A 24795-nucleotide genomic window follows, 5' to 3' on the forward strand; every position below is an offset into this window, starting at 1 on the left:
CGGGGGGGGGGGGGGGGGGGGGGGGGGGCGGGGGGGGGGGGGGGGGGGGGGGGGGCCCGGGGGGGGCGGGGGGGGGGGGGCGCCGCCCTCACCCGCGCATCCTAGGCCCGGCTGCACTGGCCGACTGCTTCCCTTGCCCTGTCCGGTTCTGGGCGGGGGTCAGAGCGGCCGTAAGACGACAAGGACGAGGGCGGTGAGCGCACCGGCCAGGAGCCCTGTCTGCCACCAGGCCTACCACGGGCGCGGGCGGCCGCGCCTGGCACGGCGGGGCCAAGCCACCGGCGGTTCCGCCCCCGCGGTCCCTGCCGAGGCAGGGGCCGCGGGGGCGGTGAGGTTCAGAGCCGTCGGTGGCCTGTGTGCAGCCGCTGTCTGACGTATACCTGTTCGGCCACGAGGTAGGCGGGTGCGACGACGAACAGTCCGGGTAGGTGGTTCACGCAGCCCAGCCAGGGCTCCTGCCAGGTGTCGTCCAGGGGGGTTCCTGTCGCGAACTCGAAGTCCCAGGCCGTGGGGAGTCCGGAGGTTTCAGCTTGGTGGCGCAGTTCCAGCCCCCTCTCACACAGACGGGCTGCGGTGGGGGCAAGCCGGTCGAGCGGGCTGCGATGCAGCGCAGCCAGGACGGTTTCGGTGCGAGGGGCGTCTTGGCCGAACAGGGCTCGGCAGACGGCTCCGATGCGGTGATGCAGCTCCTCGGGCGAGTCCTGGGAAGGATTCCTGGACGCCGCTCGGGCGAGGCTCTGCACGCGTTGCTCGACGAGGACGACGAACTCGCGGGCGATGAGGTGGTGGACGTTGTTGCCCTGTCGCGGCTGTTGGGGGCAGGGGGGTGCTGCGGGGGCGAGGTGACTCTCAAGTTCGGCGACCCGGGTCTGGAGCCGTTCGTGCTCCTTGTGGAGCAGCTTGTAGTCGCGTTCGAGGAGGGTGAGCCGGCGGCTCAGTCCGTTGACGAGGTCGAGGGAAGCCGGCGCCGAGACAGCTGTTCCCCTGAGCCATCGTCCAGAGGTTTCATAGAAGACGGGCAGGTCGTCGCTGAAGTCGGGGTTCCCGGGGGCGGGGACAGTCATGGCGCTCCTAGGCCGGGAGGAAGCGGACGGTGGTTGCGGCCTCTTCCCCGCTCTTGTTCACGACGGCGCGGGCGCGGAGCTGCGTCTCGCCGAAGCGGAGGTAGAGCGTCACGTCTCGGTCCTTGTGGGCGAAGGCCATGACTTTGGCCAGGTCGATATCGATCGATCCGATCTTCTGGCATCCCTCGTCGGTGACATAGGTGGGGTTGGCGTCGCGGGACGAGTAGAGGTCCAGCGTCAGCTCTTGGGTGGTGGGCTCCGTCGGCCTGAAGACGTCGCTGACTTCGGTCTCGGTGTCGATGAGGTCACCCCGGGTGACCATCCGGGCGAACCGCGCGTTGCACCGCGTGACGCCATCGCTCGTGATGAAGCGTGTCGACTCGGGGTCGATTCCCTCGCGGAAGCGCCGATTCACATGGACGCCGTAGGTCAGGCGGCTGCGGCGTGCTCGGGTGCGGGGTTCGTAGGCGAACTGTGCGGCGCCGAAGAGGACAGCGGCGCCGGGGTCGGGAGGGACGAGGACCTGGGCACGGGCGCCTACGTGCTCACGCACGGCGTGCTGGAGGTAGCGGGAGGCGGAGAAGCCGCCGACGAGCAGCACGACCGGCTGAGGGGCGTCGGGGGCCCCGACGTTCTCCAGCTGCTTGAGCTGGCCGTCGATGAGGTCAAGGATGTCCGGCACAACGGTGTCGAAGAGCTCGACCGTCTCGGCGGCGGTGACCACGATGGCGTTGCTGACGCCGTCCTGCTTGCGGGAGAGCCGCTTGCGCGCTGGGGCTCCAAGGCGGCGGTCGATCGCAGCGGGGATGGGGATGTAGATGGGGTCTGAGTCGCCAGGGCGGAAGTCGAGCTTGGCTCGCTCCCAGGTCTCCATGATGTCGAGCAGGGCTTCGGGAAGGTGCTCGGCGAGCTCTTCGATGATCTCGGTCTTGCCGTATCGGTCGACCAGGAGCCTGTCGCGGAACGCCCGGTTGATGGCGTCGGAGCCGTGCGGTCCGCCGGTCGGGAGTGCGGCTTCGGCCATCCGGCCGTCGGCCTCGATCTCGTAGGCGGTCAGGTCGGCGGTGCCGCCTCCGCAGTCGGCCACCACGAACCGGCAGCCCGGCGTGGTCAGGTCGGTGTCGGGGGCGCCGTCTCGACCGGCGACGTTGACACCGCAGGTGCGGGCGTAGTGGGCGGCGGCTTCGGGTTCCAGGGCGAGGATGAGGCGGCCTTCCTCGGCCGGCATGCCGGCCTTGATCGCCAGTTCCCGCATGGTCTGCTTCTGCTCGTCGGTCCAGATCGCGGGAACCGTGAGGCACCACCGGATGACGGAGGCGCTGTAGCCGGCGTTCTGGACTTCCTCGATGACGGCTTCGACCAGGCGGCGCAGGTACGCCTCGATCAGGGCCTCGGCCTGTTCCCGTTCAGGCAGGTGGTGGAGGTGGACGGGTGGCTGATGACAGGCGACCGCTACCTCGGCGCCTTCGCCCGGGGGCGGTGTGGATCCTTCGGCATCCTCATCGTCGGCCGGCGTCGGTGCGGAGCTCTCCGGCTGGTCGCTGCTGGGGCGGGCCATGAGGCCCATCTTGAAGGCGGAGAAGTACCGCGGGCCGTCCGGAACAGGCACTTGGGTCTGGGCGCGCCGCCGGGCTTCGTAGCCCCAGGAGAGGACTTGCCGATCTGATCCGATCAGCAGGGCGGTGAGGTTCTTCGGAGAGGCCACCGGCTGGCCCGGCCAGGAATTGAGGACGGTGGGCTTCCTGTCGGGATCCTCGTCGTTCGCTTTCGACTTATTCAAGGTCGCGGCGCCGGATCCGTAGGTGCCGAAATCAACGCCGACAACGATGCGGGGGTGGTCGAACAAATGCCCTCCTCGAAAGAGGCCCCGCTGTACAGCGGGACCAGGGGCGGCCCGTGCACTTGGGGCTGCTCGGCTGTAGAGTCCCGCCAGATTCCCGAAATCGCCAAACTGCCCCCCCACCTCACCCCAATAGCCTAACGGGAACCCTCCACAAAGCATTCAATATGCCGGGCTGTTCAGAATTGCACTGCTCACTTCTGAACAGCTGGCCCGTCGCGAAGAGAAGCATCAGTGGACGACGCAAGGCCGGATCCACCCAGCCCAGGCAGCGACCTCTCGGTAGTCGCACCTGCCCCCTCCCTATCAACAAGAAAGACCGAGGAGCCCCACTGTGAGGAGCCTGGAGATATCGAAGGTCAGCTCATCGCTTACCGGAAGACCGTTGAATCAAGGGACGAGTTGATCAGGAAGGCCCGCGCAGACGGAATAAGCGAAGCCAGAATCGCCAAACTCTCAGGGCATTCCCGAAATACCGTAAGAGGAATCCTTGGGGCCGGATAGACCCAGCTATTTGCACGCCTGACCGTCATGCCGGTGCGAGAAACCGTTCATAAAACCTGCGTGTCGGAGCTTACGAGCCCTGGCCAGCCCACTTCTCAGCACTTCAGCAGCGGGACCCCGGGAGGTAACCCGGACAGGTTGAGCGTGGGTGGCGCTGGGCAGCTGCTCAGGGCCTCCCACGCCTTTCGCGCCCGCGGAGAGAAGAGCCCCCAGCCGGCCGCAGCTCCGTCCCGGGTCATACCCTCGAACCCGCGGCGCCCGCAGTCAGGTCGAATGACTGCGGGCGCCGTACGGCTTCACGAACCCCGGCGGTCCGCCCTGTCCGTGCTGCGGGAACGGTGCCGGCCCTGCGGGGGCCGGGTCACCTGAACAGGCCGGCCAGCGGGCCGCCTTCCTCCCCGCCGCGGTCCTCCTGGTCGGCTTCCAGGGCGGTGCGCAGGGTGCGGACGGCGGTGTGGGACAGGCCGGCATCCCGGCCGAGGGCGGTGTCCGTGTCCCGCTCGCCGTCCCAGCCCAGGATCCGGGTGACGAGCACGGTGCGCCGCTTGCGGGCCGGCTTCAGCCTGTCCTCCAGGGCCGCGATCTCGTCGCGCAGGCCGGCGAGCTGCTCGCGTACGGCGGTGCGGCGCGCCGCGCGGAGCTGTTCCACCCACCGGCTGGCGCCGATGAGTTTGATCCCGCGGGCGGCGGCATCCTGTTCGGCCCGGCGGGCCGCGGCCGCGAGTTCGGCGTCCGTGCTGTCGTCGGTGACGGACAGGGCGTGATGGACGCCGCCGTCCCAGCGGACGGCGTCCACCGGGATCAGGCTGCCGGCCTGGTCCCGGCGGTAGCCGTGGAGCCATGCGCGCAGGCCGCAGACCCGCGCGGTGCGCATCTGCCCGTCCCGTACGGCGGGCAGCGCTCCGCTCTCCCTGGCCGCCTCGACGAGGACCTGCGGAAGCTGCTCCAGCCGGTGGAAGTCGTAGCTGGGAACCATGTCCTGGAGCTGCTGGCCCGTCGCCTCCGCCCACGCCGGGTTGACCAGGTCGGGCGCGGCGCTGAACAGGTCCGCGGCGTCGACCCTGAAGATCCCCACGAAGGAGGAATCGAACTCGGTGCCCCGGTACGGGTAGCGGTCGGCGAGGTGCCAGGCCCGGCCGAAGGCGTCGGCGGCGCGGGCCGTCCAGTCCCAGCCCGGACGGAGCCCATACGGCGAAGGGCGGCACCTCTCAGGGGGCGCCGCCCTTCGCCGTACGACCACCGGGAATCAGGCAAGGAGGGCCAGCGCAGGCCACAGGCGGTCATTCCGACCCCACACCGGGTCGACGACGTGCACGGCCGTGCCGCGGCGCAGCTCCCGCAGGGCGCGCCGGCCCGTTCCCGCCCACTCCCGGGCGAGCTGGTCGCGGCCTGGCCGCCGGGTGTCGAGTACCAGCGTGGGCCGCCCGTCCCGGTCGGTCAGGACGACGGGCCGGGGCGGGCGGCCGACGACCACCACCAGGCCCTCGCGCTCCAGCACGGGCAGGCGGGCCAGCAGCGGAGACCGGGCCCGTACGACGCCGCTGACGAAGGCGCGCTGGCGCCAGCGCGCACCGTCCGCGCCGGGGCCGTCCCCTGCGGGCTGGCTCTGGGTGGTGACGAGCCCGGCGCGGTTCACGACGGCGAGGGGGGCGACGAGGCGGCGCACGTCATCGGCGTGTTCCTCGTGGCCGAACTCGGCTCTGTAGCCGGGCCACTGAGGGGCCCGGCCCTCCAGCCACAGGGCCATGAACCGGCCGAGGTCGGGGATCGATCGCGCGGTGCGCCACGGAGATGTCGGCATGCGGGCTCCTGGGGCGAGATGACGGAAGCGGGAGGAGGCGGGCTCCGGCCGCGACAGGTGCGCGGCCGCGACCGGCCCGCGGAACGAAGGCGCCTCCGGCGGCGGTGAACGCGTCGGCGGCCTGGATTGCGGTCTCGCGCCGGGCGTCAAGGGCGGCGGTGTCCGGCACGCCGCGCAGGGCGTAGGCAGCGCGGGCGGCCCGCTCGGCGGCCGGTGCGAGGATCGGGACGAGGATCGAATCCAGGACGCGGGACGCCTCGATCGCGGAGCGGGTGGAGTGCGACTCGGAACGGACGGCGGCCACGGCCTGGTCGTCGGTGCCGGACAGGCGCAGATCCTCGCGAACGTTCATCGCGCGGCGGTGCGCGGCGACGGCGGAAGCGAACTGGGTGACGGCGCCGAGTTCCTGGGCGCGGCGGGCATCGGCGCGCACGGCGTCACGGCCGGTGCGGGCGGTGCGCTGCTGGATGGCCCCGGCGACGACGGCGCCCGAGGAGGGTGCCGAGGACGGCGATGACGGTGGCGAGCATGGCGAAGTCCTTTCGGGCAGGTGGACAGACGTGCGGGCGGCAGGCCCGCGCGGGCGCGCTGCGCGAACCGGAGGCTCTGTGCGGCGCCCTGAGGCGAGATCAGCGCCCAGGGTGACCAGAGGGTGCTCCAGGGGCTCCGGAGCCGCCAGGGTGGCGCACAGGGGGCTTCCTGGGTCAGCCGGGGGTGATCACGGTCTGGGTGCCGCCGAGGGTGGCGGCGCGGCGGGCGGCGGGGAGCCGGGACAGGGCCCGGTCTGGCCCGCACAGCAGGTCGGGTACGGGGATGCCGTAATGGGCGGCGAGGCGGTCGAGGTCGGCGAGCGTCCAGGACGACCGTCCGGCCTGCTTGCGCGAGACCTGCCCCTGGGTCAGGGCGAGGCCCTGCGCGAGGTCGGTCTGCGTCTCGCCCGTGGCGTACAGAAGCGCCGCAACGGCGAGCCTCAAGTGGTGCTCTGAGCTGGGCATATGAGTCCCTCTCATGTGTCATGCGTTCTGCTCATGACTGCTGGTCACCTCCGTCGGCCGGAAGGCCGCACGGCCGCCGGGCGACGAGCGCCGCCGGATTGCCCTGCGGGTCCCTTCTGTAGACACCTCACGTTGCTATGCCGTCAAGCGGCGCCGGTGCAGCGTTCGATAGTTGAGCTGGCGGAAGGTGCCTTCCATGGCTCCCTCTCGCCTGCAAAGATCACTTGCATGCCCAAGTCCAACCGCCCCTTCGCCGAGGTCGACGAACCTGCACTGGCCGTGCAGAGCGAGCGGCTGGGCCTGCTGGCCGCGGCAGGTGCGCGGGCATACAGAGTCCCGGTTCCTGTGGCGATCTACGACGCCTCTGATCTCGACTGCCGCTTCCTCGTTCACTCGCAGTTCTCGGTGCATGCGATGGCCTTCCATCCCGCGCTCCCGCTGCTCGCCGTGGGAACGGGGCGATACGACGGGGGCTACTTCTTCGAGGGCGAGCTGCTGCTGGTCCATCTGGAGACGGGCGAGACCCGATCGCTCATCGAGCACGAGATCGGCCGGCAGGTCCTGGGGTTGGAGTGGCTCGACGAGCAAGCCCTTCAGGTCCTCATGGCACCGCCTGATGACTGGCAGGACAAGCAAGCCCGGGTGGAAGGACACGTCGCAGTGGTGCACCGGGGGAACTGGGCTGTTGTCCCCGGCCGGTCGCTCACCGGGCTTGATCTTGCTGGCCCGAGGGTGCCTGCCCCGCGCCCTGACGGCCGCGAGGCTGCTCGCCGTCTGCTCGCTGAGGTCAGCGCAGCCTTGCGCATGCAGGCCACCGGTCGTGCAGACGATCTGTGATCGCCTCAAGCCGCTTCGGCTAGCAAGGTGGGGAAAGCCGCCTGTTCGTCGAAGAGCTCGCGCTTCTGGAGGCAGTGGTAGAGCTGGCCGATCATGCGGTTGAAGAGGTTGCGCTGGGCGGCCGCGTGCCAGTCGCCTTGTTCGCGTCGGCGCCGGTAGTGGGCGTTGGCCCCGGTGGACGCTCGTAGTGAGGCGAAGGCCCAGAGGTAGCCGGCGTGGTTGAGCCTGTCGTTCTTCACCCAGCGTCTGGTGATGGCGGACTTCTTGCCCGAAGCCCTGGTGATGGGTGAGGAGCCGGCGTAGGCCTTCAGTCCGCGGGCGTCGGCGAAGCGGGTGCGGTCGTCACCGATCTCGGCCAGGACGCGGGCCGCGAGCTGGATGCCGAGGCCGGGGAAGCTCAGCAGGACCTCGGCGTCCGGGTGCTGGGGAAAGGCCTCTTCGACCGCTTCGGCAAGCTGGTCGGCGGCAGTGCAGGCGGCGTCCAGCTGGATGAGGAGGGCGAGCATCTGCTTGCCGAGCGCCTCCTCGACCAGCGGCCGCTGGTGAGCCCACTCGTCCCGGAAGACCTCGCGGAGACGGTCGGCCTCGGCCTCGATCCCGCGCTGGCGGCCAGCGCGCTTGAGCCCGGCCTGGATCTGGGTGCGGGTCAGCCGCGCCGCCTGGGCCGGGGTCGGCGCCGTCTTGAGCAGTTCCCGGGCCTCGGGGCGGCACAGGCCGTTGGTCCAGGTGGCGAAGGCGGCCAGGGCTGCGGGGTAGTACTCGCGCAGCAGGGACCGGAGCTGGTTGGCGAGCTGCTGCCGGTTCCACAACGAGTCCTGCTGAGCGCGGGCCAGGACGGTGATCGCGCGGCCGAGGTCGGAGTCGTCGGGCAGGGGCCGGTGGGCGTGCATGTCGGTGCGGAGGATGTTGGCCAGGACGAGGGCGTCGCCGGGGTCGGACTTCTTGCGCGAGACGCTGTGCCGGTCGCGGTAGCGGGCGGCGGCCATCGGGTTGATCGCGAACACCTTGCGCGTGCCGGTCCGCAGGACCTCGACGAGCAGGCCGCGGGAGGTCTCGATCGCGACCGGGATCGGGGTCTCGGCGGTGTCGCCGCACTCGGCGAGCAGTTCCAGCAGGATCTTGTAGCCGGCAGCGTCGTCGGTGATGTGCCGTTTGGCGAGCAGCTGGCCGGTGTCGTCGACCAGGGCGACGTCGTGGGTGCGTTCCGCCCAGTCGATTCCGCAGTAGATCAAAATGCCCCTCCCCAGAGTTCGGTGTTTACGCTGGTCACGAGCGCATGCGGGCCACGCAGCGACCTAATCCCAGGCCTCGGCCGCAGCGCGGTCGGGCCGCCACCTCACTAGCCGTTCATGGCACCAGCGCACCCCACGGGCCTCGGTCTATGCGGGAGCTCGGGCGGCTCGGGCGTATCAAGCGGTCACCGTGCGGCGGGCTCGCACTACGAACACCAACGAGTGATCAAGGTCGTAGGTGTTGACGGCGGTGGCGGTCACGAAGGCGCTGAACGCCGTCGTTCTACAGATAGACGTTGATCGCCTGGGTCTCGCAAGACATCCGTCCAGCGCCCGCGTGACCGCCACCGCCCTGAGCACCACGACCGCGCACCGATCTACGTTGAGGCCTCCGTGGGGCCCGGCTGCACCCGGATGTCACGGTCTGGTACTCGAACGCTCCGAGAAGCACCCGCTCCTGCAGAACGCTCGTAAGTACGGATTAGGGTCTCGCCGCCCGTGGCCAACGTCGGCGCCGTGATCTGGTGGTTGTCGCGCTGTCTCACGGCTTGGCCAACCATCCAGTCTCACGACCGTGGCCAAATCCTCGGGACAGCCACCGACGGCAAGCCCTTGACCTGCGGAGTCTCGCGAATGGCCGCCGCTTGGCCGTCTTTCGTGAGATTCGGCCACGGTTCGTGAGACCCCACACCTTCCTGGCCTAGGACTGAGCCATGTCCACGAACCGGGACAGGTACAGCTGGTGCGCCACAGTGATCCGGGCGGTGGCCCCGTTGCGGTGCTTGCCCACGATGAGGTCGACCTCGCCGGCGCGGGAGCAGTCGACCTCGTACGCGTCGGGGCGGTGCAGCAGGATCACGATGTCGGCGTCCTGCTCCAGCGAGCCGGACTCGCGCAGGTCGGAGACCTGCGGAATCTTGTCGGCACGCATCTCGGGCCCCCGGTTGAGCTGGGCAAGAAGCACGATCGGCAGGTGAAGCTCCTTGGCGAGGAGCTTGATCGAGCGGCTGATGTCGGAGACTTCCTGCTCGCGGACGTCGTGGCGGCGCTTGGTGCCGCTGGTGATGAGCTGGACGTAGTCGATGACGATCAGCGCGAGGTCGGGCACACGGTGCTTGAGGCGGCGGCATTTGGCCTGGATCTCGGGCAGGGAGCGCGCGGCCTCGTTGACGTAGAGCTGGGATTCGCCGTAGCGCTTGGCGGCCGGGGCGAGCTTCTTCCACGCCTCGTCGTCCAGGGTGCCGGAGCGCAGGTTGTGCAGGCTGACCAGCGCTTCGGCCGACAGTGCGCGCATGTTGAGCTCGTCGACGCTCATCTCCAGCGTGATGAACGCGGCGGGCCGCCCGCCGCCTTCGATGGGCTGTTTGGCGCTGTCGCGCGGCATGGTGCAGGCGCGGGCGAAGTCCATGGCAACGGTCGACTTCCCGTGGCCGGGGCGCCCGGCCACGATGATCACCTGGCCCGGCTGCCACCCCTGGGTGAGAGCGTCGAGGTCGGCGAACCCGGTGGGCACGCCCGTGATGCCCTCGCGGGCGCCGGCGGCCTCGATGCCGTCGAGGGTCGCGCCGAGGGTGTCGGCGGGGAGGAGGAAGTCGTCGTCCCGGCCCCGGGTCTCGACCACGCCGGCGATCTCGGCGGCGGCCGCGGCGGCGATCTCGTCGGTCTCGCCCTGCCCGGCGTAGCCCATGGCGACGATCCGGGTGCCGGCCTCCACCAGGCGGCGCAGCACGGCCTGTTCGCGTACGTGCTCGGCGTAGTGGGCGGCGTTCGCGGCGGTGGGCACCGACTGCACCAGGGTGTGCAGGTAGGACGCGCCGTTGACGCGGTCGAGTTCGCCGCGCTTGCGCAGCTCAGCGCCGACCGTAATCGGGTCGATGGCCTCGCCCCCGCGCTTTTTGAGGTCAAGGATCACGCGGTGGATCGTCTGGTGGGCGGGCTTGTAGTGGTCCTCCGGCGACATGACGTCGGGGACGTCGATGACCGCGTCCGCCGACAGCATCATGCTGCCGAGCACGGCCTGCTCGGCGTAAAGGTCGTCCGGCCGGCCGCCGGGCGGGATCCGCTCCAGGGAGGAGCGGCGGAGGTCCTGGTCGTCGTCGGCCCAGTCGGGCTCGGGCGGGGTCATCTGGCTGGGTACGCTCATGGCTGGTCCTTCACTGGATCATGCGGCCGCCGGGGCCTGGCGAGGATTTCCGGCGGCCGCGCTGCGTGCAGGGCGGGTCAGATGGTGGGCTTGCGCAGCCCGGCGAGGATCGCCGCGACGTCCGCGGGCGGCGGTACCGGCTTGTAGCCGGGATCGACGGCGGGCGGCGGGCCGGGGACGCCAACGGACCCCTGCGCGGGGATACCGGTCCCGGCTCCGGCCACGACCTCGTAAAGCGGCAGGTTCGGCACCCGGTCCCGCTCCAGCACCGAACCGTGATTGCGGACCCCGGTGGGGTTCTTCGTGAGCTGCTGCACCAGCAGCCCCCGCGTCCGGCCGTCCAGCTCGGCCAGCCGCGGCCAGCCCTGATCGGACATCGCCTCCAGCAGCACCGGAGCCAGAGCTTTCGCCTTCACCCGTCCGATGCTCCAGGGCTGCGGGAGCGTCTGGAGGAACCGGGCAGCGGCTGCCGTTTCCCTCGGGTCGAAGACCTCCCCCTCCTCCCCCGGCGCAGCCGGCCTGTGACCCGAGGTGTCAGTGAGGGGGTTGGGGGAGGAGGTAGTTACCTCCTCCGGGGGGTGTGGGGGGGATGGCCTTCCGCTTCGCCTGTCAGGAGAAGCGGTCTGACCTGCGGAAATGCCCTGTCCGCCGGTTCGCCTGTCAGCGCGTGCCTTGTCAGCGCTTCCCTTGTCAGGAGAAGCGGTCTGACCTGCGGAAATGCGATTACTTACAGGTAGGGTTGTACCCGCTTCTCCTGACAAGGGAAGCGGGGTGTTCTCGCTCGAATCGGACCCTTTCGGAGGGGTCCAGTGGGGGTTCGTGGCAGGGAACTCGTAGAACGTGTACTCGACGGAACCGAAGTTCCCACCGTTCTCCTGTGCCCGGTGGAGCCAGCCGCCGGTCCTCAGCCGCGCGACCGACTCGTAGACCGCCTTGCTGCCGATCAGCCCCTTGCCGTTCGCGCTCCGGATGCCCTCGCGGCGCAGCACCTCGACCAGCTCGTCCACGGAGAAGGTCTTGCCGTCCTCGCACATGTAGTGGATGTGGTTGAGGACCAGGAAATCCAAGGGATGGCTCAGGCCGGAGCCGTAGAGCATGTGGCGGTACAGCGGTACCGACGGCCGCAGCGCCGGCGCCCGCCCGGTGATCCGAGCCGAACCAGGCTCCTGAAGAAGGTCCCTGGTCACGCCGCACCGCCCTGGACGCGAAGGCCCCGCACGGCGCCGGCCGCCGCCAGGCGGCACAAGGTCCGGGAGTGAACCTGCACGAGCGCTTCTCCGTCCATCACGGCGAACACTCCGCATTCCGTCTTGCCGGTGGCCGATCCGCCGGTCCACCCACGCAAGGAGTTGCAGGCGCTCAAACGTGACAGCCCCGACCCGGGAGACTCCGCGTCGATGGGTCGGAGCTTCCGCGGTCCTCCTCCGCTTGGCGTAGCGGCATTCAGTGACCTGGAGGACGGGACGGGGCGGTGTGGCGCGTCGTGCTGTACATCTCGTACGCTCAAGGAGAGCGCACCTCCACTCATCTCGTGTGCTTTGGCCGGCTCGGGCTCCACCCCGAAGTCGGCCCCCTCAGGCCCCGCATCTAGCGGGGCCTGTTGCGTTGTCTGGCCAATGCTGGCGTACCGCGGATCACCGGGTGCCCAGGCACTCCGAACTCAGCGGGCCTGCCCCAGTGGGAGGTCGTCGTAGACGAACTTCAGCCGATCCGCCGGGGCGACGGCACGCAGAACTTCGATCGGCCGTCCAGCCTGGTCTCGCGTCACGCGCTCCACGGTGACCACCGAGATGCGGCCGCCAATCCGGAGATCAGCCGCCTCTTGCTCCGTGGGGGGACGGGCACTGACGGTCTCACTGGCAGTCACGGGCGTGTGGCCAGCGGCGACGAGCGCACCGTAGATACCTCCCACGACCTTGTCCGCGGTCGCGATTCCCGCAGCTTCTGCAAGGTCTTGCGGGTACCAGGCGTGTTGGACTTGAACGATGTCGTCGGGGCGGATGATCGCGTGCCGCAGCCTGTAGACGAGGCCATCCCCGGGTCGGAGCTCCAAGAGTTCGGCGACGTCCGCTTCGGCGGGGACGCGCTCCACCTTGATGAGCCGCATGTGTCCGTCGAGTCCTTGGGAGGCCGTCGCCGTCTCCCAAGGACCTCGAGTGCCGCCGGGTGCCAGCACCTGGGTGTAGCGGTTGAGCGGGATCGTGACGGGTGTGCGATTGCGGACGATGGTGCCGGCCCTCTTGGACGTCACCACCAGGCCCTCGTCGGCGAGTACCCCCACCGCGTCCCGCACGGTTTGCTTCGCCAGGCCGTACTCGGTCATCAGGTCAAGGATCCGCGGCAGAGTGCTGCCGACTTCGAACTCCCCTGAGTCGATGCGTCGGCGTAGCTCAGCTGCCAACTCGCGGTATCCCTGCATGCTCCTCACCTCCTCTGCTCGATGAACCTCACTCGCCCACCTTAAGGCTAGCCATGAAAACGAGTTAAAGGCTAGCCATTGACAGCGGATCCATCTCTCGGCATTCTTAAATGGCTAGCCATTACGGCAGGCTATTGCGACAGCACGGGCTGACCTGTGTAAACGCAACGGTCCGGCTGGTGTGAGGCACCAGCCGGACCGGGGACCCGGGCGTTGCTGCGCCCGAATCGGCGGTGGTCTGGGCGTTGCTGCGCCTGGACCGCTGTCGGACACATCCGCAGACCTGGAGGACCGACATGTCGATTGTGACGGAGCGCCTGGTGGGCGCGCACGGCGAGGGGCGGCCGGTGGCCGTGGCGGGCGGTGCCCGATGAGCGACGAGGAGCGCCGACAGGCCGTCGTGCAGATGGAGGCCGCGCGTCAGGCGGCGCAGGACGCGCTGATCGCGGCGCAGGAGTCGGCGGCGCGGCTGGCGGAGGCGCTGGCGCAGGCGGGCGGTGCGCGATGAGTGAGCGTCAGGCGCGGGAGTACCTGCTGACGGCCCTCAAGGTCGTGCTGGTCGTGACGCTGGCCGCGGAGATCGCCGCGTACTTCCTCGGTGTGCGGGAGGTGGTCTGGGTTGCCGGCCTGCTGGCGATCGGGGCCGCGATCACCGGCCACACCGTGGAGACGTACCGGCGCAGCCGCCGTGAGGCGGACGAGCAGGCGGGAGTCGACCGGTGAAGATCACCCACTTCTACCTGGGCCTCGGCTTGCCCGCGTACGAGAACGTGCTGAGCGAGGCGGAGGCGCACCGCGTGATCGGTGCGAACACGGTGGCCGGCCTCACGCCGCGGGTGTTCTCCCGTGGTGCGGACGGCGGACTGCTGACCACCCCGGATGGCGCGCTGCTGACGGTCGTGACCCTGTCCGGCAGCGCCGGCGTGATCAGCGTCCTGGCGTTCGTCTGGAGCCTGTGATGTACGGGCAAAAGCGGATGCTCCTGGTGGACCGGGCCGTCGCCGTCGTGGCGACGGCGGCCCGGGCCGCCAGGCTCGCGGTCCGGCTCGTGACCCGGACCCGTCTGACCCCCGCCGACTGCTACGCCGCCGTGGCGACCGCCCGTTTCCTGGCGGCGCACGAGCTGATCGAGCGCGCGGCCGACGCCGTTGAAGCGTCCGGTGACCCGGACATCGAGGTCACCCACATCAGCACGCCGGCGTGGTTCGGCCTGATCACCCTGCACGACGAGAGCGACGAGGAGACCCGATGAGCACGACCTCTCCCGGCCCGTACGACTGGGCCTCCGACGCCGGCTCCGGTCTCCCGGGCGGTCCGATGACCGACAGCGACCTGTCCGGCGGTCCGATGCCCGCCGAGCCCGAGGCGCGGAGCATGCCGCGCGCCCGCCGGGCGCAGCAGGCGCCGCCGATGCCGCAGTCGCCGCCCGGCCCGGCCTCGCCGGCCGGGGGCCGGTCGCGGTCGGCGCGTGCGGCGGAGACGCTCGGTACGGCGGTCGGCAGCGCGGTGGGCGCGGCGGCGGGCGGCATGATGCCGCCGGTCCACCTCACCTACAACGGCGCGGGGAACGGTGGCAACGGCGGAGGCGGCGGGCGGGGCCCGGCGGCCCCGCCCGGCCCCGGCGACCGACACCAGGGCGACCGGATGATCTACCTGATCGAGCGGATCGAGCTGCGCTCGGACAAGGACATCGTCGCCCTGTGCCGGGCGATCAACCGGCTGGGCCGTGAGCTGCACCTCATCCTCGGGATGCGCGCCGAGGAGGTCCAGGGCGTCCTGTCGACCTACCGCGGTAAGTGGTACACGTTCGGCGCCTCCAGCAGGGTGCGCGCCCGCCTGGTCGCCGCGCACTTGCGGGTCGGGGCGGAGGCCGCGAAGGCCCTCGGCGTTGCCGCCCTCAAGACCGCGCACGCCTTTGACAGGCACTTCGTGGCCCCGGAGAGGGAGGCCAAGCAGCGCGCCCGCGGCCAGAAGCCCGCGAAGAAGACGTTCACGATCGGTGAGGAGTAGACGCCATGGGGAAGAAGTCCGAGTCCGCCGCCGCTGACGCGGCGGCGGCCCCGGCCGCCGGATCCGAGCTGGCCGCCGCGGGCAAGAGCGCGCTGAGGGCCATCGGCTCCCACGCCCTCTCGAAGACGATCCCGTACACGCCGCCGTGGATCGCGGCCGGGGTACTGCCGCCGCTCACCGGGTGGGCGACGAACTCCATGTGGGGGGACACGCCGCTGACGGCGGGTCTGGCGTCGGCGTCGATCGCAATCGGCGGCGCGGCCCTCTCCACCGTCGTCTGGAAGAGCAGCGGCGGCAGCACCAAGTTCCGCAAGACCCGCCGGGCGCAGGCCACCGCGACGACCGCCGCCGCGATGGGCTGGCTGACCTGCGCGACCGCCGCCGGCCCGTTCGGGTCGCCGGTCATGGACCTGTGGCTCATCGGCGGCGCCTTCCTCGCCGCGAGCTGGAACGCGCGCCAACTCATGGCGAACTCGCCGGGCGCGGACCCGGAGGAGACCGTCAACGAGGGCGGAACGCTCGCCAAGCTCGCGCAGGCGATCTCGTGGGAGAAGGTCAGCGTCAAGAACGCCGAGGGCACCGGCAAGGGGACGGTGAAGGCGGAACTGGAGGTGGCGCCGGGCGGCACGATCGCGGCGGTGCAGTCCACGGCCCCGGCCGTCGCCGCCGCCCTCCAGGTCCCGCCGTCCGGGGTGATCGTCACCCCCGACCCCGAGAACGCCTCCCGCGGCACGATCAGCGTGCGCGTCGCCGACCTCCTCAAGGCCGGCGTCCCGTTCCAGATGCCCGACGCGCTTGGCCTGATGCCCACCCACCCGATCGTCCTGGGTCGCTACGCCGACGGCGAGCAGTGGTGGATCGACCCGTTCTCCGCGCGGATCCTCCAGCACGTCCTCGTGATGGGCGTGACCGGCGCCGGCAAGAGCGAGCTGCTGCGCACGCTCCTGACGCACCTCGCCACCCGCCGGAAAATGTCGATCTTCCTGATCGACCTGTCCAAGGGCGAGCAGACCGTGGGGCACATCTCCCGGGGCATCGACTACCTCGTGCAGGACCCGAAGGAGGCCAAGCGGCTGCTGAAGTGCCTGCCCGCCGCGATCAAGGCACGCGGTGACGTCCTGGCTTCAGAGGGCCTGGACCAGTGGACCCCCGAATCGTCCCTCAACGCGGTCGTGCTGTGGGCCGAGGAAGCCGCCGACATCGCGGAATTCGACGAGCTGGACCGCATCGCGCGGGCCGCCCGGTCGGTCGGCATCTGGCTCGGCATCAGCCTCCAGCGCGCGACCTGGACCAACCTCTCCACCGACGTCCGCGCCAATCTGCAGGGCGCCATCTGCATGGGGGTGGACGACGCCGGCGACGCCGGGTTCTGCCTCCCGGACCGGGTCGTGGAAGCCGGCGCGGTGCCCGACTGGGGATCGGACCGGCCCGGCTACGGCTACGCCACCGGCATGGGCATCCCCCAGGAGCGGTGGACGACCGAAGCCCGCTCCTCCCTCACCAACCGCTCCCTCCTCGCCGCCCTGGTCGACGCCGCTTCCCCCTACCGCGACCCGCTGGACGAGACGACGGCGGCCGCGCTCGGCCAGACCTACGCCCAGCGCGCCCACCGCGGCACCAACCGCACCACCCCGGACGCCGCCGAGACGGCCGAGCGGGCCATGCAGTGGCTCGCCTCCATCGGCGCCGACTTCGGCTCCCCCGCCCCCGACCCCGCCGACTGGGCCGCTCCCCCCGCCCCCGCCACGGTTCCCCCCGCCCGGGCCACCGCTCCCCCCGCGCCCGCGCCGGGCTCCCCCCACCCGTTCGAGGACGACGAGGACGACGAGATGGACGACCTGCCCGAGGCCGCACAGATGGAGATCGAAGGCGCCTACGAGGAGGTGCTGGGCGCGATTCCCGCCGACCCCGAGCCGGACGCCCCCTACGCGCACCTCGGCCTGGACGACGACGTCCCGGCCACCGACGACGACACCGGCATGGAATTCGAACAGACCGAGCCCGTCAGCACGGAGGAGGCCCGGCACATCATCTGCGCGGAGCTCGACGGCTGGGTGCGCCGAGGGCGGCTGGAGTTCTCGCCGGCCGACCTCGGCCCGGCCACCGTCGCGGCCGGCCGCAAGCGCCCGTGGCTCCAGGGCGAACTGAAGCGCCTGACCGAGGACGGCATCCTCCAGCGCGACGGCCACGGCTCCTACGTCATCCTGCACTCCCCGCTCCAGCCCGCGTAGAGCCCTACTCACCGTCACCGTCCGACAGTCAGAGGCCGCTCTGACTCCTGACTGTCGGACGGCCGGGGGGCCTAAAGAAGAGTCACAGATTTTCGCTGGTGAAGCCCATGACACTGCCTCAGTGACTGTCACGGGCGGCCCCTGACAACCTCCCTGACGATCACTCAACGTAAGGACCCTCATGTACACCGGACGCCCCGAGGAGCTGCGCCGCAAGGAGCAGCAGGCCGCCGCCCTCGCCGCCCAGGTCGGCCTCCTCCTGACCCAGATCGAGGCCCTCAACATCGGGCCCGTGCTGCCCGCCGCCGGCCGGATCGCCGGACCCGGATTCGACCTGCGCCGCACCGCCACCGGATGGACCACCCACCGCCCCGCCCGCCCGTGAAGGAGGACCCGATGAACCCGATGAAATCGAACAACGAGCCCGCCGGGGCGCCTTCGGCCCCCGCACCGTCCGATGTCGCCGCCGACCTGATCGCCGCCGTCGAGGAGGCCCTCGACGCCGGTACGGCCCCCGCGCCCTCCGCACCCCTCGGGAAGGGGCCCGAGGCCACCGGGGGAACCGGCGCACAGTCGCCGGCTCCGGCGCTGGCGTACTTCCGCGACGACTCCCCGGTCCCGTCCGTCGGTGACGCCCTCCCCGTCGCCCAGCCCGGCCGGCCCCCGATGTCCCCGCGCGCCACCGACGTGTCCGTGGTCATGCTCGCGGGCGGCGCGGGAGTCCTGATGGCCGGAGGGGGAACCGGGTTCGCCCTGTGGGCCCTTGCCGGGGTAAGCCCCGTCACCCTCGCCCTCGCCGTCGGAGCACCCGTCGCCGTCGTCGCCGCCCTCGCCCGCCTGGTCCGCAGCGCGGGCCAGGCCGCCGTTCAGGCCGCCCCCGTGACCCACCACCACACCTACTCGGGGCCGGTCGCCCAGACGAACACCTCGACCACGGCCACGACGGCCCGCGGCCTGTTCGCCCGCAACGTCACGAAGGAGCGGTGACCGTGACCTCGTTCCGGCCTGCGCCCCCGGTCCCCGGCAGGGCCGCCGGTCTCGGCGCGTGCACCTGTGCCGGAACCTGCGGCGCCGGGCGCTCCAGCCGGTGCCCGCCCGGCTCCCCCTCGATGCCCCCGCAGCCTGCCCGCACCTGACGAACAGCGACGGGGCCGGGAGTTCGCCCTCCCGGCCCCGCCTCACGACCACGGAAGAGGCCCCGTGACGTACCTCGAAACCTACCCCGCGCCCGCCAGACCCAGCCCCGGCCAGGGCGACTCCCCCGCCGCGCGCCCCGGTCCCGTCGCACCGCGTACCGTTCCCTCCGTGCCCGACCCCGCTCCCCTCACGGCCGGGGCCGGTGCCCCCACCGCCACCCATCCGGGGGAGACTGCCTCCATGCAGGACGTCATGACGACCGCTCAGCCCGCTGCCGCACACCGGCCCACCGCCGCCGTGCCCTCCGCCCGCGCAGCCGCTCCCCCAGCCACCGGGACGGCTCCCCCCGACGGCAAGACGGTTCCCGCCGCGCCTGCGGAACCGCCCTGGCGGATGTCGCAGCGTGCCATGCGATGGGTCATCCGCGTCTCTATCGTGGCGGCCGTCGTCGTCGCGGCGATCGGCTTCACCGGCTCGTACGAAGCCCTCCGCACCCTCGCCGAGGGCAGGGGCTTCGGCTGGTTCGCGAAGTTCTTCCCGATCGGCGTCGATGCCGGAATCGTCGGCATGTACGGGCTGGACCTCCTCCTGGTCTGGCTACGGATGCCCAAGGCGCTGCCCCGTCTGATCGCCCACGTCCTCACCGCTGCCACGATCCTCTTCAACGCCGCCGCGCCCAAGGGATCGATCGTCGACGACCCGCTCGCCGCAGGGATGCACGCCATCCTGCCGCTGCTCTTCGTGGCCGCGGTCGAGACGGCCAGGCACCTCGTCATCCGCCTCCAGCAGCTCACCCACCGCACCGAGACCGACCAGGTCCCGCTCCACCGCTGGCTTCTCTCGCCCTGGTCGGCGTGGGTGACCTACCGCCGGATGCGACTGCGCGGCATCCCCAGCTACAAGCGGATGGTGGAGCTCGACCGGGAGCTGGACGTGTACAGGGCATGGCTCCGGCACACCTACGGCAAGAGCTGGAAGAAGGAAGCCGGCGCCGCCGCCCTGCTGCCCTTCGGCATGATCGAGTACGGCATGTCCGTCGAGGAGGCCCTGGACCAGCCCCGACTCCAGCAGGAAGCCGCCGACCAGCGCGCCGCCGCCGAGGCCACCCGCAAGGCCGCCGCCGAGGCCGCGAAGCGGGACCGCGAACTGGACGCCAAGGAGCACGACGCGGACGCCGCGATCCGCGAACAGCGAATCGCCGCCAAGGTCACCCAGGCCACCTTCGGCATCAAGGCGGAGACCGTCGCGGCCGAGGCCGGCGCCAAGACCGCCGAAGCCGTCGCGCGCGTTGAAGCCGAGACGGCGGCCCAGACCGCGGCCCTCGCCGCGGAGGCCGCACGGGCCCAGGCGGAACACGATGCCCGCCAGGGGGAGCGCGAACTCAAGCGGCGGGAAGACGAAGCCGCGCGGGAGGAAGCCGCGGAGAAGACGGCCCGGCAGGCCGCGGCCGAGGCCGCCACCGCCCGCGCCCTGGCCGAGAAGAACGCCGCCGAGGCGCGTGCCGCCGAGGAGGAGAAGAAGGCCGCGGCCGCGCGGGAGGAAGCCGCCGCAGCCGACCGCCGAGCGCAGAGGGAAGCCGCCGAGGCGCAGAGGGAAGCCGATCACTGGGAGGGGGAGCGCCTGGCCCGCGAGGCAGAGCGCGCCCGCCTGGAGAAGGAGACCGCCGAGAACCTTGCCGAGGCCGCCCGGCTCCGCGAGGAGGCCGCACTCCGGGAGCAGGCCGCGGTGGAGGCCGAGGATGTCGCCCGCATGGGAATCGGTGAGCGCGCCGACCGGAAGGTTGCCCGCATGATCCTCGCCGCCCACTACGCCCTCCCCGACGAGGAGCGCCCCGCGCAGATCGACAAGCTCCGCGTCTCCCTGGGGCAGATCGAGGAGGTGCTGGGCGTCAGCACCTCCGTGGCCGGCCGCCGTCGCGACGCCGCCATGGACCTCATTGCCGGCGGCTACACCGGCTGACCCGGCCCCCGCTCTGCCCGCCCCGCCCGGCCTGTCACCGCATCCTGCGGCGGCGGGCCGGGCCCGTCTCAGACAGGAGCCCCACGTGACCCGCCTCCCTGACCCCGCCGAGATGTCCCACGCCATGCTGCTTGCCGTCCTGATGCACCACGGCGGATCCATGGACCTTCCGGCCGGCGCCTTCGACACCGACGCCCTCGGCGACACCGCCGGAGCCTTCCACGCCGTCCAGCTGGACCCCCTCAGCGACGGCCGGGTACGGCTCTCCGTCGTCCCCCGCCCGCCCGGCGACACCGCCGGCATCGAGTACCGCTGACCCGGACCGAAGGACGGCACCCGCTACGGGTGCCGTCCTTTTCGCGTTCCGGGACCCCTGGGAGAGTCCATTCCAAAATCTTGGAATGGGCCAGAACGAGGGGCAGGGACAGGGTTGCAGAGCTAGCCCGGTGGTCTCGCACGCTCCGACACGATCGCTCGTAGACTTCTACGCTGTCCCCCCGCCGGAACATGGGGAGGACAGGTCACTTGCGTGTCTGACGCGTTCGCACATGTCCGTGTAGAGCCAGGCCCCAGGCAGCCGAGCCATCCACCGAGCGCCTCCCGGCAGCGCCCGGTACAGCCACCCGCGACATCACCCGGGGTGGCCGGCACGGCTGCCCTCACGGCGTCAGCATCCGGCTGCTCCCTGGAGACAGAGGCCGAAGTGACCACCACGACCACCCCCATCACCGCACCTGCATCCGCAGGTTGCCCACCCCCTTCAAAGGGATGGACAGGAGTTGCGGGGCTAACCATCCGCCCCCGCACGCTCGACCCGACACTTCAGACTGCCGCTCACCCGCCGCCAGAAGTGCTGTTGCGCGGCTAGGGAGCCAGTACTGCACGATCCTCGCCACCGGACCCGAGTCCAACCCGGTGGTCGCTCTGCATACGGCTACCCCCGCACCGCCCCTGCGCGAGACACAAACCGCATGGGCTGTTCTCCTGCTCCGACGTGCGCCGACCGGCGCACCCCATCACCCTTCACGAAGGAAACCCATGAACCTGCTTCACGCTCCCCACTCCGGCACCACCCCCGTCCCGGTGCAGGTCCTCGCCGGACCGGCCCAGCCGAGGCTGTCCCGAGGCGCGGCCGTCGTCATCGCGTTTCTCGCCGCTACCGTCATCGGCCTGGGGGCTGGTGTCCTCTGGCGCCTCCTCGGCGCCGATATGCGAGATGCCGTTGAGACCGGGGCAGGCGCCTTCGCTGTATCCCTCGGCCTCGGGCTGGGCCTCGCGGCGTACTTCCTGCCCGCGCCGCCGCCCCCGGCCCCCTACAGCCCGCCGCCGACCCCCGGGCATCACCACCCCTGACACGGGCGGCGCCCTGAAGGGCAGAGAGGGAGACGAGCAGGGGCTGTTCCAGAAGTCTGGAACAGCCCCCGGATTCCCCAGCTGCGGCCGGCGCCGGAGAACGGCCTGGGAGGGTCGACGAGATCGAGCAAGGGAAGAGCTGGAACCCGCGGACGAGGTCACCTGATTCTTTACGCCGTAAAGACGCCGACTCTCCTGGAGGCTGCGCATGAACACCGCTCTTTACGCCGTAAAGAGCGGGGCGTGCCTGGCTGGCCGGAACGGATCGATAAGCTCCAGGCCGAGAACCGGCAAGACCTAGGAGTTTGGATGGCTGGCGCGCAGAACGACGGGCTGTCTTTGGCGGAGCGGCGGAAGCGGCTTGCGGCCCAGCGGGCCCAGCAGGGATCGGGGAGCGGATCGGCGGCCGTCAGCAGTGCTGCTGCGACGCCGGAGGTGCCTGTCGACCTCCTCGTTCTTAACCCTCGAAATGCCCGCCGAAGCCTCGAAGGTGTTGAAGGGCTAGCGGAGACCTATGAGGGGACCGGGCTGTTGCAGCCCTGCCTCGTCGTCCCGATCGCCACCTTCAAGGCCGCCTTCCCCGAGCATGCGGCGGATCTGCCGGATGTGGGGTACGTGGTCATCGGCGGTAACCGGCGCCTGGCTGCCGCCCGCAAGGCGGAGCTGAAAACCCTCCCTGTCCACGTGAATGCCAAGTTGGTGACGCGAGAGCAGATCCTCGTGGCGGCGGCCACCGAGAACATCGCTCGCGAGGAGCTCAAGCCCTTCGAGGAGCTCGAAACGATCGAGGACCTCAAGGCGACGCTCGGCACCTACGATGCTGTAGCGCGGAAGCTGGGCAAGTCGCCCGGCTGGGTCTCTCAGCGACGCCGACTCGCCAACTTGGAGCCTGAGGTCCGGGAGGCGCTCGAATCCCGCGTCCCGGGCATGACCATCGAGCTCGCTCGAAGCCTCGGAAAGATCAAGGACCGCGAGAAGCAGCTCAAGGCGTGGGAAGCCGAGCGTCAGCTCGCTGAGGACCGCGACTCCGAGGCGGACGGCACGAAGAAGGAAACGCCGAAGGAGAAGAGCAAAGTCCCCGCCCAAAAGAAGGCTGACACTGCCAGCCCTTCGCTGGACGATGCGGCGAAGGCCAGGCGCGAAGCCTGCCGTGACGCGGTCGGCGCGGGCGCCGGCGATCTGGCCAGACTCTGCCTCATCGCCGCCCAGGCTCCGGCTGCCCCTGGCGAGGCCGTCGCTCTGGCTGGGGAATGGCTCACTGAGGCCGCCACTGGTTCTTCGGCCCTCAACCTGTCGACCCTGGCAGGCGACGAGGGGACCGAACGGCAGCACCAGGCCGCCATTGCACTTGCCCTCGCCCACTGTGAACTCCACATGAGCCGTACCAGCGGAAGCGACGCCACCCACGCCGGCGCGTACGTGGACTGGCTGGAGACGCACACCGACTACCGGAACACTGACGTCGAACTCGCTCCGACCGCCTAGGAGGGGAGAACCCGTGAATACCGAGAACCTCGCCCCACCCCCCGCCGCCGACCGGCAGACCCGCATCCTCACGCTCGCCAGCGGCTCCGCCGGATCCGGGAAGAGCACCTTGGCCGCGGCCCTGGCCGAACAGGCCGCTGCGCACGGACGGACGGTCTGCGTCATCGGCTTGGATCGCCAGCGCGACGTATCCCGCCTCCTCGGCTACGACAACCCGGACGCAGACGAGAACCTGCCCACCCTCATGGACGTTGTCGACGGCCTCTGCACGCTGGACGAAGCGCTCGTTCCCGGCCGGCACAGTAAGACTGGCGAGATCCTCCCGGGTCTCTGGCTCGTGCTGGAGTCAGACAAGCTCGACGCCCTCACCCTCAAACTCGCGGGCGTGACAGCACGGGAGATGTGGCTCACCCAGCAGCTCAAGCAGTTGGCTGGACGCTTCGACATCATCCTGCTCGACTGCCCTGGCAACATGGACCTGGGTACTCAGAACGCCCTCATCGCCGGCACAGAGGTTGTCGGGTGCACCAAGAGCCAGGAGAAGGAAGCTCGTGGGCTGACCGCTCTCGAAGACAAGATTGTTCACCTGCACCAGTCGTACGGGTTCCTCGGCATGCGCGACGGACTCGACTGGATCGTTATAGGCGAAGGGGTCACCGGCGTCTCTCAAGGCAAGGTCTACCACGACATCGAGCTGCAGGTCCGGGAGGCGTACGGCGACCTCGTCGTGACGCCCACTGTCCGAGACGACGTCAAGGTTCCCGAGGCGTACTCAGCCTCCTTGCCTATCACTCTCTACAACCCCAAGTCCGATGCCGCGGCAGCGTACGTAGCCATCGGCAAGGCGATGAATCTCTACAAGTAAGGCGTCTTTACGCCGTAAAGAAACCGGCCCGGGCCGACATCGGTCCGGGCTCTCACATCTTCCGCCTCCAGCTCCTACACCGCCAGAGCCTAGGCAGGGGAGTGGGGGTGCTGTACCTGCCGGTCCGAACGTCAGCCGCTACTTCAGGCTGTCCTCGACGCGATCGATGAGCTGACTCGGAGCTGTCCGGCCGAGCATGTGCGGAGCCGAATCGCGACGGCCGCCGCGGTGGCGGTGCCGAGGAAGACGTAACCGCGCTTGTTGACCCCGCCCCTTGCTCCATTCAACGGCTGGGGCATACCGGCCGTCACGTGACCGGCACGACACTCTCGCGCCGGGCGCCCTTCGGTCTGGAAAGAAAGACCCGGCGGGCCGGCAGTTCGACTTCCGTGACGATGACGGTGATCTCCTCTCCAGCTGCGGAGTCTTCCACCGGACTCACCGCGGGCAGACCGTAGACCTCTTTGGAGGGAATCAGCCCGATGATCCCGTCCCCGAGGTCGACGAAGACGCCGATGGGAACCGTATTCTCCACGGTCCCGCGGATTTCCTGGCCCACCGGCGTGCGGTCGGCAAAGGCCCGCAGGGGGTCGGGCTCCAGTGCTTTCAAGGACAGTCTGGCCTCCGCGTTATAGGTGTCGAATTGGAGGAACTCGCACGAGACCCGCTGGCCCACCTGAACGACATCGGTCGGAGCGTTGATGTGCTGCCAGGACAGTTCGGGGATGACGATGAACTCGACACCGGGGAAGAGCGGGTGGGCAGGCCCGTCGTCCAGGGCCACGAAAACCCCGAATCGCTCGATCGCCGCAACGGTGCCGGACAGGATGTCGCCGCAGCGCAGGGACTCCAGAAACGCCCAGAGTTCCGGGCTCTCAGACTGCCAATCCATACCGTCACCCTGGCACACGACATCGCCG

26 protein-coding genes are annotated in these 24795 nt (G+C 70.5%); 16 read left to right on the forward strand and 10 right to left on the reverse strand.

Annotation, left to right across the window (positions count from 1 at the left end; all coding sequences use genetic code 11):
* Positions 1–335: 335 nt before the first annotated feature.
* Positions 336–1064: a hypothetical protein gene (locus ACIGHB_RS29845; protein WP_399917327.1), complete on the reverse strand. Its 729-nt coding sequence runs from the start codon at positions 1062–1064 to the stop codon at positions 336–338.
* A gap of 7 nt (positions 1065–1071) precedes the next feature.
* Complete coding sequence (locus tag ACIGHB_RS29850) at positions 1072–2910, reverse strand: Hsp70 family protein (protein WP_399917329.1); 1839 nt, start codon at positions 2908–2910, stop codon at positions 1072–1074.
* Between the two features lie 228 nt (positions 2911–3138).
* On the opposite strand from ACIGHB_RS29850, the gene ACIGHB_RS29855 reads away from it, so the two are divergent.
* Positions 3139–3408, forward strand: coding sequence for a DUF6003 family protein (locus ACIGHB_RS29855; RefSeq protein WP_399917331.1), 270 nt, complete (start codon positions 3139–3141; stop codon positions 3406–3408).
* Positions 3409–3769: 361 nt separating this feature from the next.
* Here the strand turns inward: ACIGHB_RS29855 and ACIGHB_RS29860 are convergent, their stop codons facing one another.
* On the reverse strand, positions 3770–4648 hold the full coding sequence (locus tag ACIGHB_RS29860) for a hypothetical protein (RefSeq protein WP_399917333.1): 879 nt from the start codon (positions 4646–4648) through the stop codon (positions 3770–3772).
* A 6-nt stretch (positions 4649–4654) separates the two neighbouring features.
* Complete coding sequence (locus ACIGHB_RS29865) at positions 4655–5209, reverse strand: DUF6919 domain-containing protein (protein WP_399917335.1); 555 nt, start codon at positions 5207–5209, stop codon at positions 4655–4657.
* Positions 5210–5486: 277 nt separating this feature from the next.
* Here ACIGHB_RS29865 and ACIGHB_RS29870 point away from each other — a divergent pair, with 277 nt between their 5' ends.
* A complete protein-coding gene (locus tag ACIGHB_RS29870; RefSeq protein ID WP_399917337.1) occupies positions 5487–5726 on the forward strand; it encodes a hypothetical protein in 240 nt (79 codons plus the stop codon).
* A 187-nt stretch (positions 5727–5913) separates the two neighbouring features.
* On the opposite strand, the gene ACIGHB_RS29875 is transcribed toward ACIGHB_RS29870, so the two are convergent.
* On the reverse strand, positions 5914–6204 hold the full coding sequence (locus ACIGHB_RS29875) for a helix-turn-helix domain-containing protein (protein WP_399917339.1): 291 nt from the start codon (positions 6202–6204) through the stop codon (positions 5914–5916).
* Positions 6205–6432: 228 nt separating this feature from the next.
* Here ACIGHB_RS29875 and ACIGHB_RS29880 point away from each other — a divergent pair, with 228 nt between their 5' ends.
* Positions 6433–7041 carry a hypothetical protein gene (locus tag ACIGHB_RS29880; protein WP_399917341.1) on the forward strand — a complete coding sequence of 203 codons (609 nt, stop codon included), beginning with the start codon at positions 6433–6435 and terminating at the stop codon, positions 7039–7041.
* 5 nt (positions 7042–7046) lie between these two features.
* Here the strand turns inward: ACIGHB_RS29880 and ACIGHB_RS29885 are convergent, their stop codons facing one another.
* From ACIGHB_RS29885 to ACIGHB_RS29900, 4 genes are all read right to left on the reverse strand, one after another.
* Positions 7047–8276 (reverse strand): IS110 family transposase, encoded by a 1230-nt coding sequence (locus ACIGHB_RS29885; RefSeq protein ID WP_399917530.1) that lies wholly within the window; start codon positions 8274–8276, stop codon positions 7047–7049.
* A 697-nt stretch (positions 8277–8973) separates the two neighbouring features.
* Positions 8974–10416, reverse strand: coding sequence for a replicative DNA helicase (gene dnaB, locus ACIGHB_RS29890; RefSeq protein ID WP_399917343.1), 1443 nt, complete (start codon positions 10414–10416; stop codon positions 8974–8976).
* A gap of 77 nt (positions 10417–10493) precedes the next feature.
* Entirely contained in the window at positions 10494–11603 is a 1110-nt protein-coding gene (locus ACIGHB_RS29895) for a hypothetical protein (protein ID WP_399917345.1), read from the reverse strand.
* A gap of 473 nt (positions 11604–12076) precedes the next feature.
* The gene (locus ACIGHB_RS29900) at positions 12077–12835 is read right to left on the reverse strand and encodes a GntR family transcriptional regulator (RefSeq protein WP_399917347.1); all 759 of its coding nucleotides are present in this window, start codon (positions 12833–12835) and stop codon (positions 12077–12079) included.
* Between the two features lie 370 nt (positions 12836–13205).
* Between ACIGHB_RS29900 and ACIGHB_RS29905 the strand changes: the two genes are divergently transcribed.
* From ACIGHB_RS29905 to ACIGHB_RS29965, 13 genes are all read left to right on the forward strand, one after another.
* On the forward strand, positions 13206–13343 hold the full coding sequence (locus ACIGHB_RS29905) for a hypothetical protein (protein WP_399917349.1): 138 nt from the start codon (positions 13206–13208) through the stop codon (positions 13341–13343).
* Entirely contained in the window at positions 13340–13558 is a 219-nt protein-coding gene (locus tag ACIGHB_RS29910) for a hypothetical protein (protein WP_399917352.1), read from the forward strand. Before ACIGHB_RS29905 ends, ACIGHB_RS29910 begins: the two co-directional genes overlap by 4 nt.
* A complete protein-coding gene (locus ACIGHB_RS29915) occupies positions 13555–13794 on the forward strand; it encodes a hypothetical protein (RefSeq protein WP_399917353.1) in 240 nt (79 codons plus the stop codon). Before ACIGHB_RS29910 ends, ACIGHB_RS29915 begins: the two co-directional genes overlap by 4 nt.
* Complete coding sequence (locus ACIGHB_RS29920; protein ID WP_399917355.1) at positions 13794–14087, forward strand: hypothetical protein; 294 nt, start codon at positions 13794–13796, stop codon at positions 14085–14087. Before ACIGHB_RS29915 ends, ACIGHB_RS29920 begins: the two co-directional genes overlap by 1 nt.
* Positions 14084–14845, forward strand: coding sequence for a hypothetical protein (locus tag ACIGHB_RS29925; RefSeq protein ID WP_399917357.1), 762 nt, complete (start codon positions 14084–14086; stop codon positions 14843–14845). The genes ACIGHB_RS29920 and ACIGHB_RS29925 overlap by 4 nt, the downstream gene beginning before the upstream one ends.
* 5 nt (positions 14846–14850) lie before the next feature.
* Positions 14851–17076 (forward strand): FtsK/SpoIIIE domain-containing protein, encoded by a 2226-nt coding sequence (locus tag ACIGHB_RS29930; RefSeq protein WP_399917359.1) that lies wholly within the window; start codon positions 14851–14853, stop codon positions 17074–17076.
* Positions 17077–17257: 181 nt separating this feature from the next.
* Entirely contained in the window at positions 17258–17461 is a 204-nt protein-coding gene (locus ACIGHB_RS29935; RefSeq protein WP_399917361.1) for a hypothetical protein, read from the forward strand.
* Positions 17462–17472: 11 nt separating this feature from the next.
* Positions 17473–18063: a hypothetical protein gene (locus ACIGHB_RS29940; protein ID WP_399917363.1), complete on the forward strand. Its 591-nt coding sequence runs from the start codon at positions 17473–17475 to the stop codon at positions 18061–18063.
* A gap of 318 nt (positions 18064–18381) precedes the next feature.
* Positions 18382–20172 (forward strand): DUF2637 domain-containing protein, encoded by a 1791-nt coding sequence (locus ACIGHB_RS29945; RefSeq protein WP_399917365.1) that lies wholly within the window; start codon positions 18382–18384, stop codon positions 20170–20172.
* A gap of 85 nt (positions 20173–20257) precedes the next feature.
* A complete protein-coding gene (locus ACIGHB_RS29950; protein ID WP_399917367.1) occupies positions 20258–20488 on the forward strand; it encodes a pRL2-19 in 231 nt (76 codons plus the stop codon).
* Between the two features lie 722 nt (positions 20489–21210).
* Complete coding sequence (locus ACIGHB_RS29955; protein WP_399917369.1) at positions 21211–21525, forward strand: hypothetical protein; 315 nt, start codon at positions 21211–21213, stop codon at positions 21523–21525.
* Between the two features lie 309 nt (positions 21526–21834).
* Positions 21835–23010, forward strand: a complete 1176-nt coding sequence (locus ACIGHB_RS29960; RefSeq protein WP_399917371.1) for a ParB/RepB/Spo0J family partition protein — start codon at positions 21835–21837, stop codon at positions 23008–23010.
* Between the two features lie 13 nt (positions 23011–23023).
* Complete coding sequence (locus ACIGHB_RS29965) at positions 23024–23875, forward strand: ParA family protein (RefSeq protein ID WP_399917372.1); 852 nt, start codon at positions 23024–23026, stop codon at positions 23873–23875.
* A gap of 307 nt (positions 23876–24182) precedes the next feature.
* Here the strand turns inward: ACIGHB_RS29965 and ACIGHB_RS29970 are convergent, their stop codons facing one another.
* Positions 24183–24767, reverse strand: coding sequence for a S1 RNA-binding domain-containing protein (locus ACIGHB_RS29970; RefSeq protein WP_399917374.1), 585 nt, complete (start codon positions 24765–24767; stop codon positions 24183–24185).
* Between the last annotated feature and the right edge of the window lie 28 nt (positions 24768–24795).

Origin of the sequence: Streptomyces sp. NPDC085460, assembly GCF_044541975.1 — a bacterium.
Classification (GTDB): Bacteria; Actinomycetota; Actinomycetes; order Streptomycetales; family Streptomycetaceae; genus Streptomyces.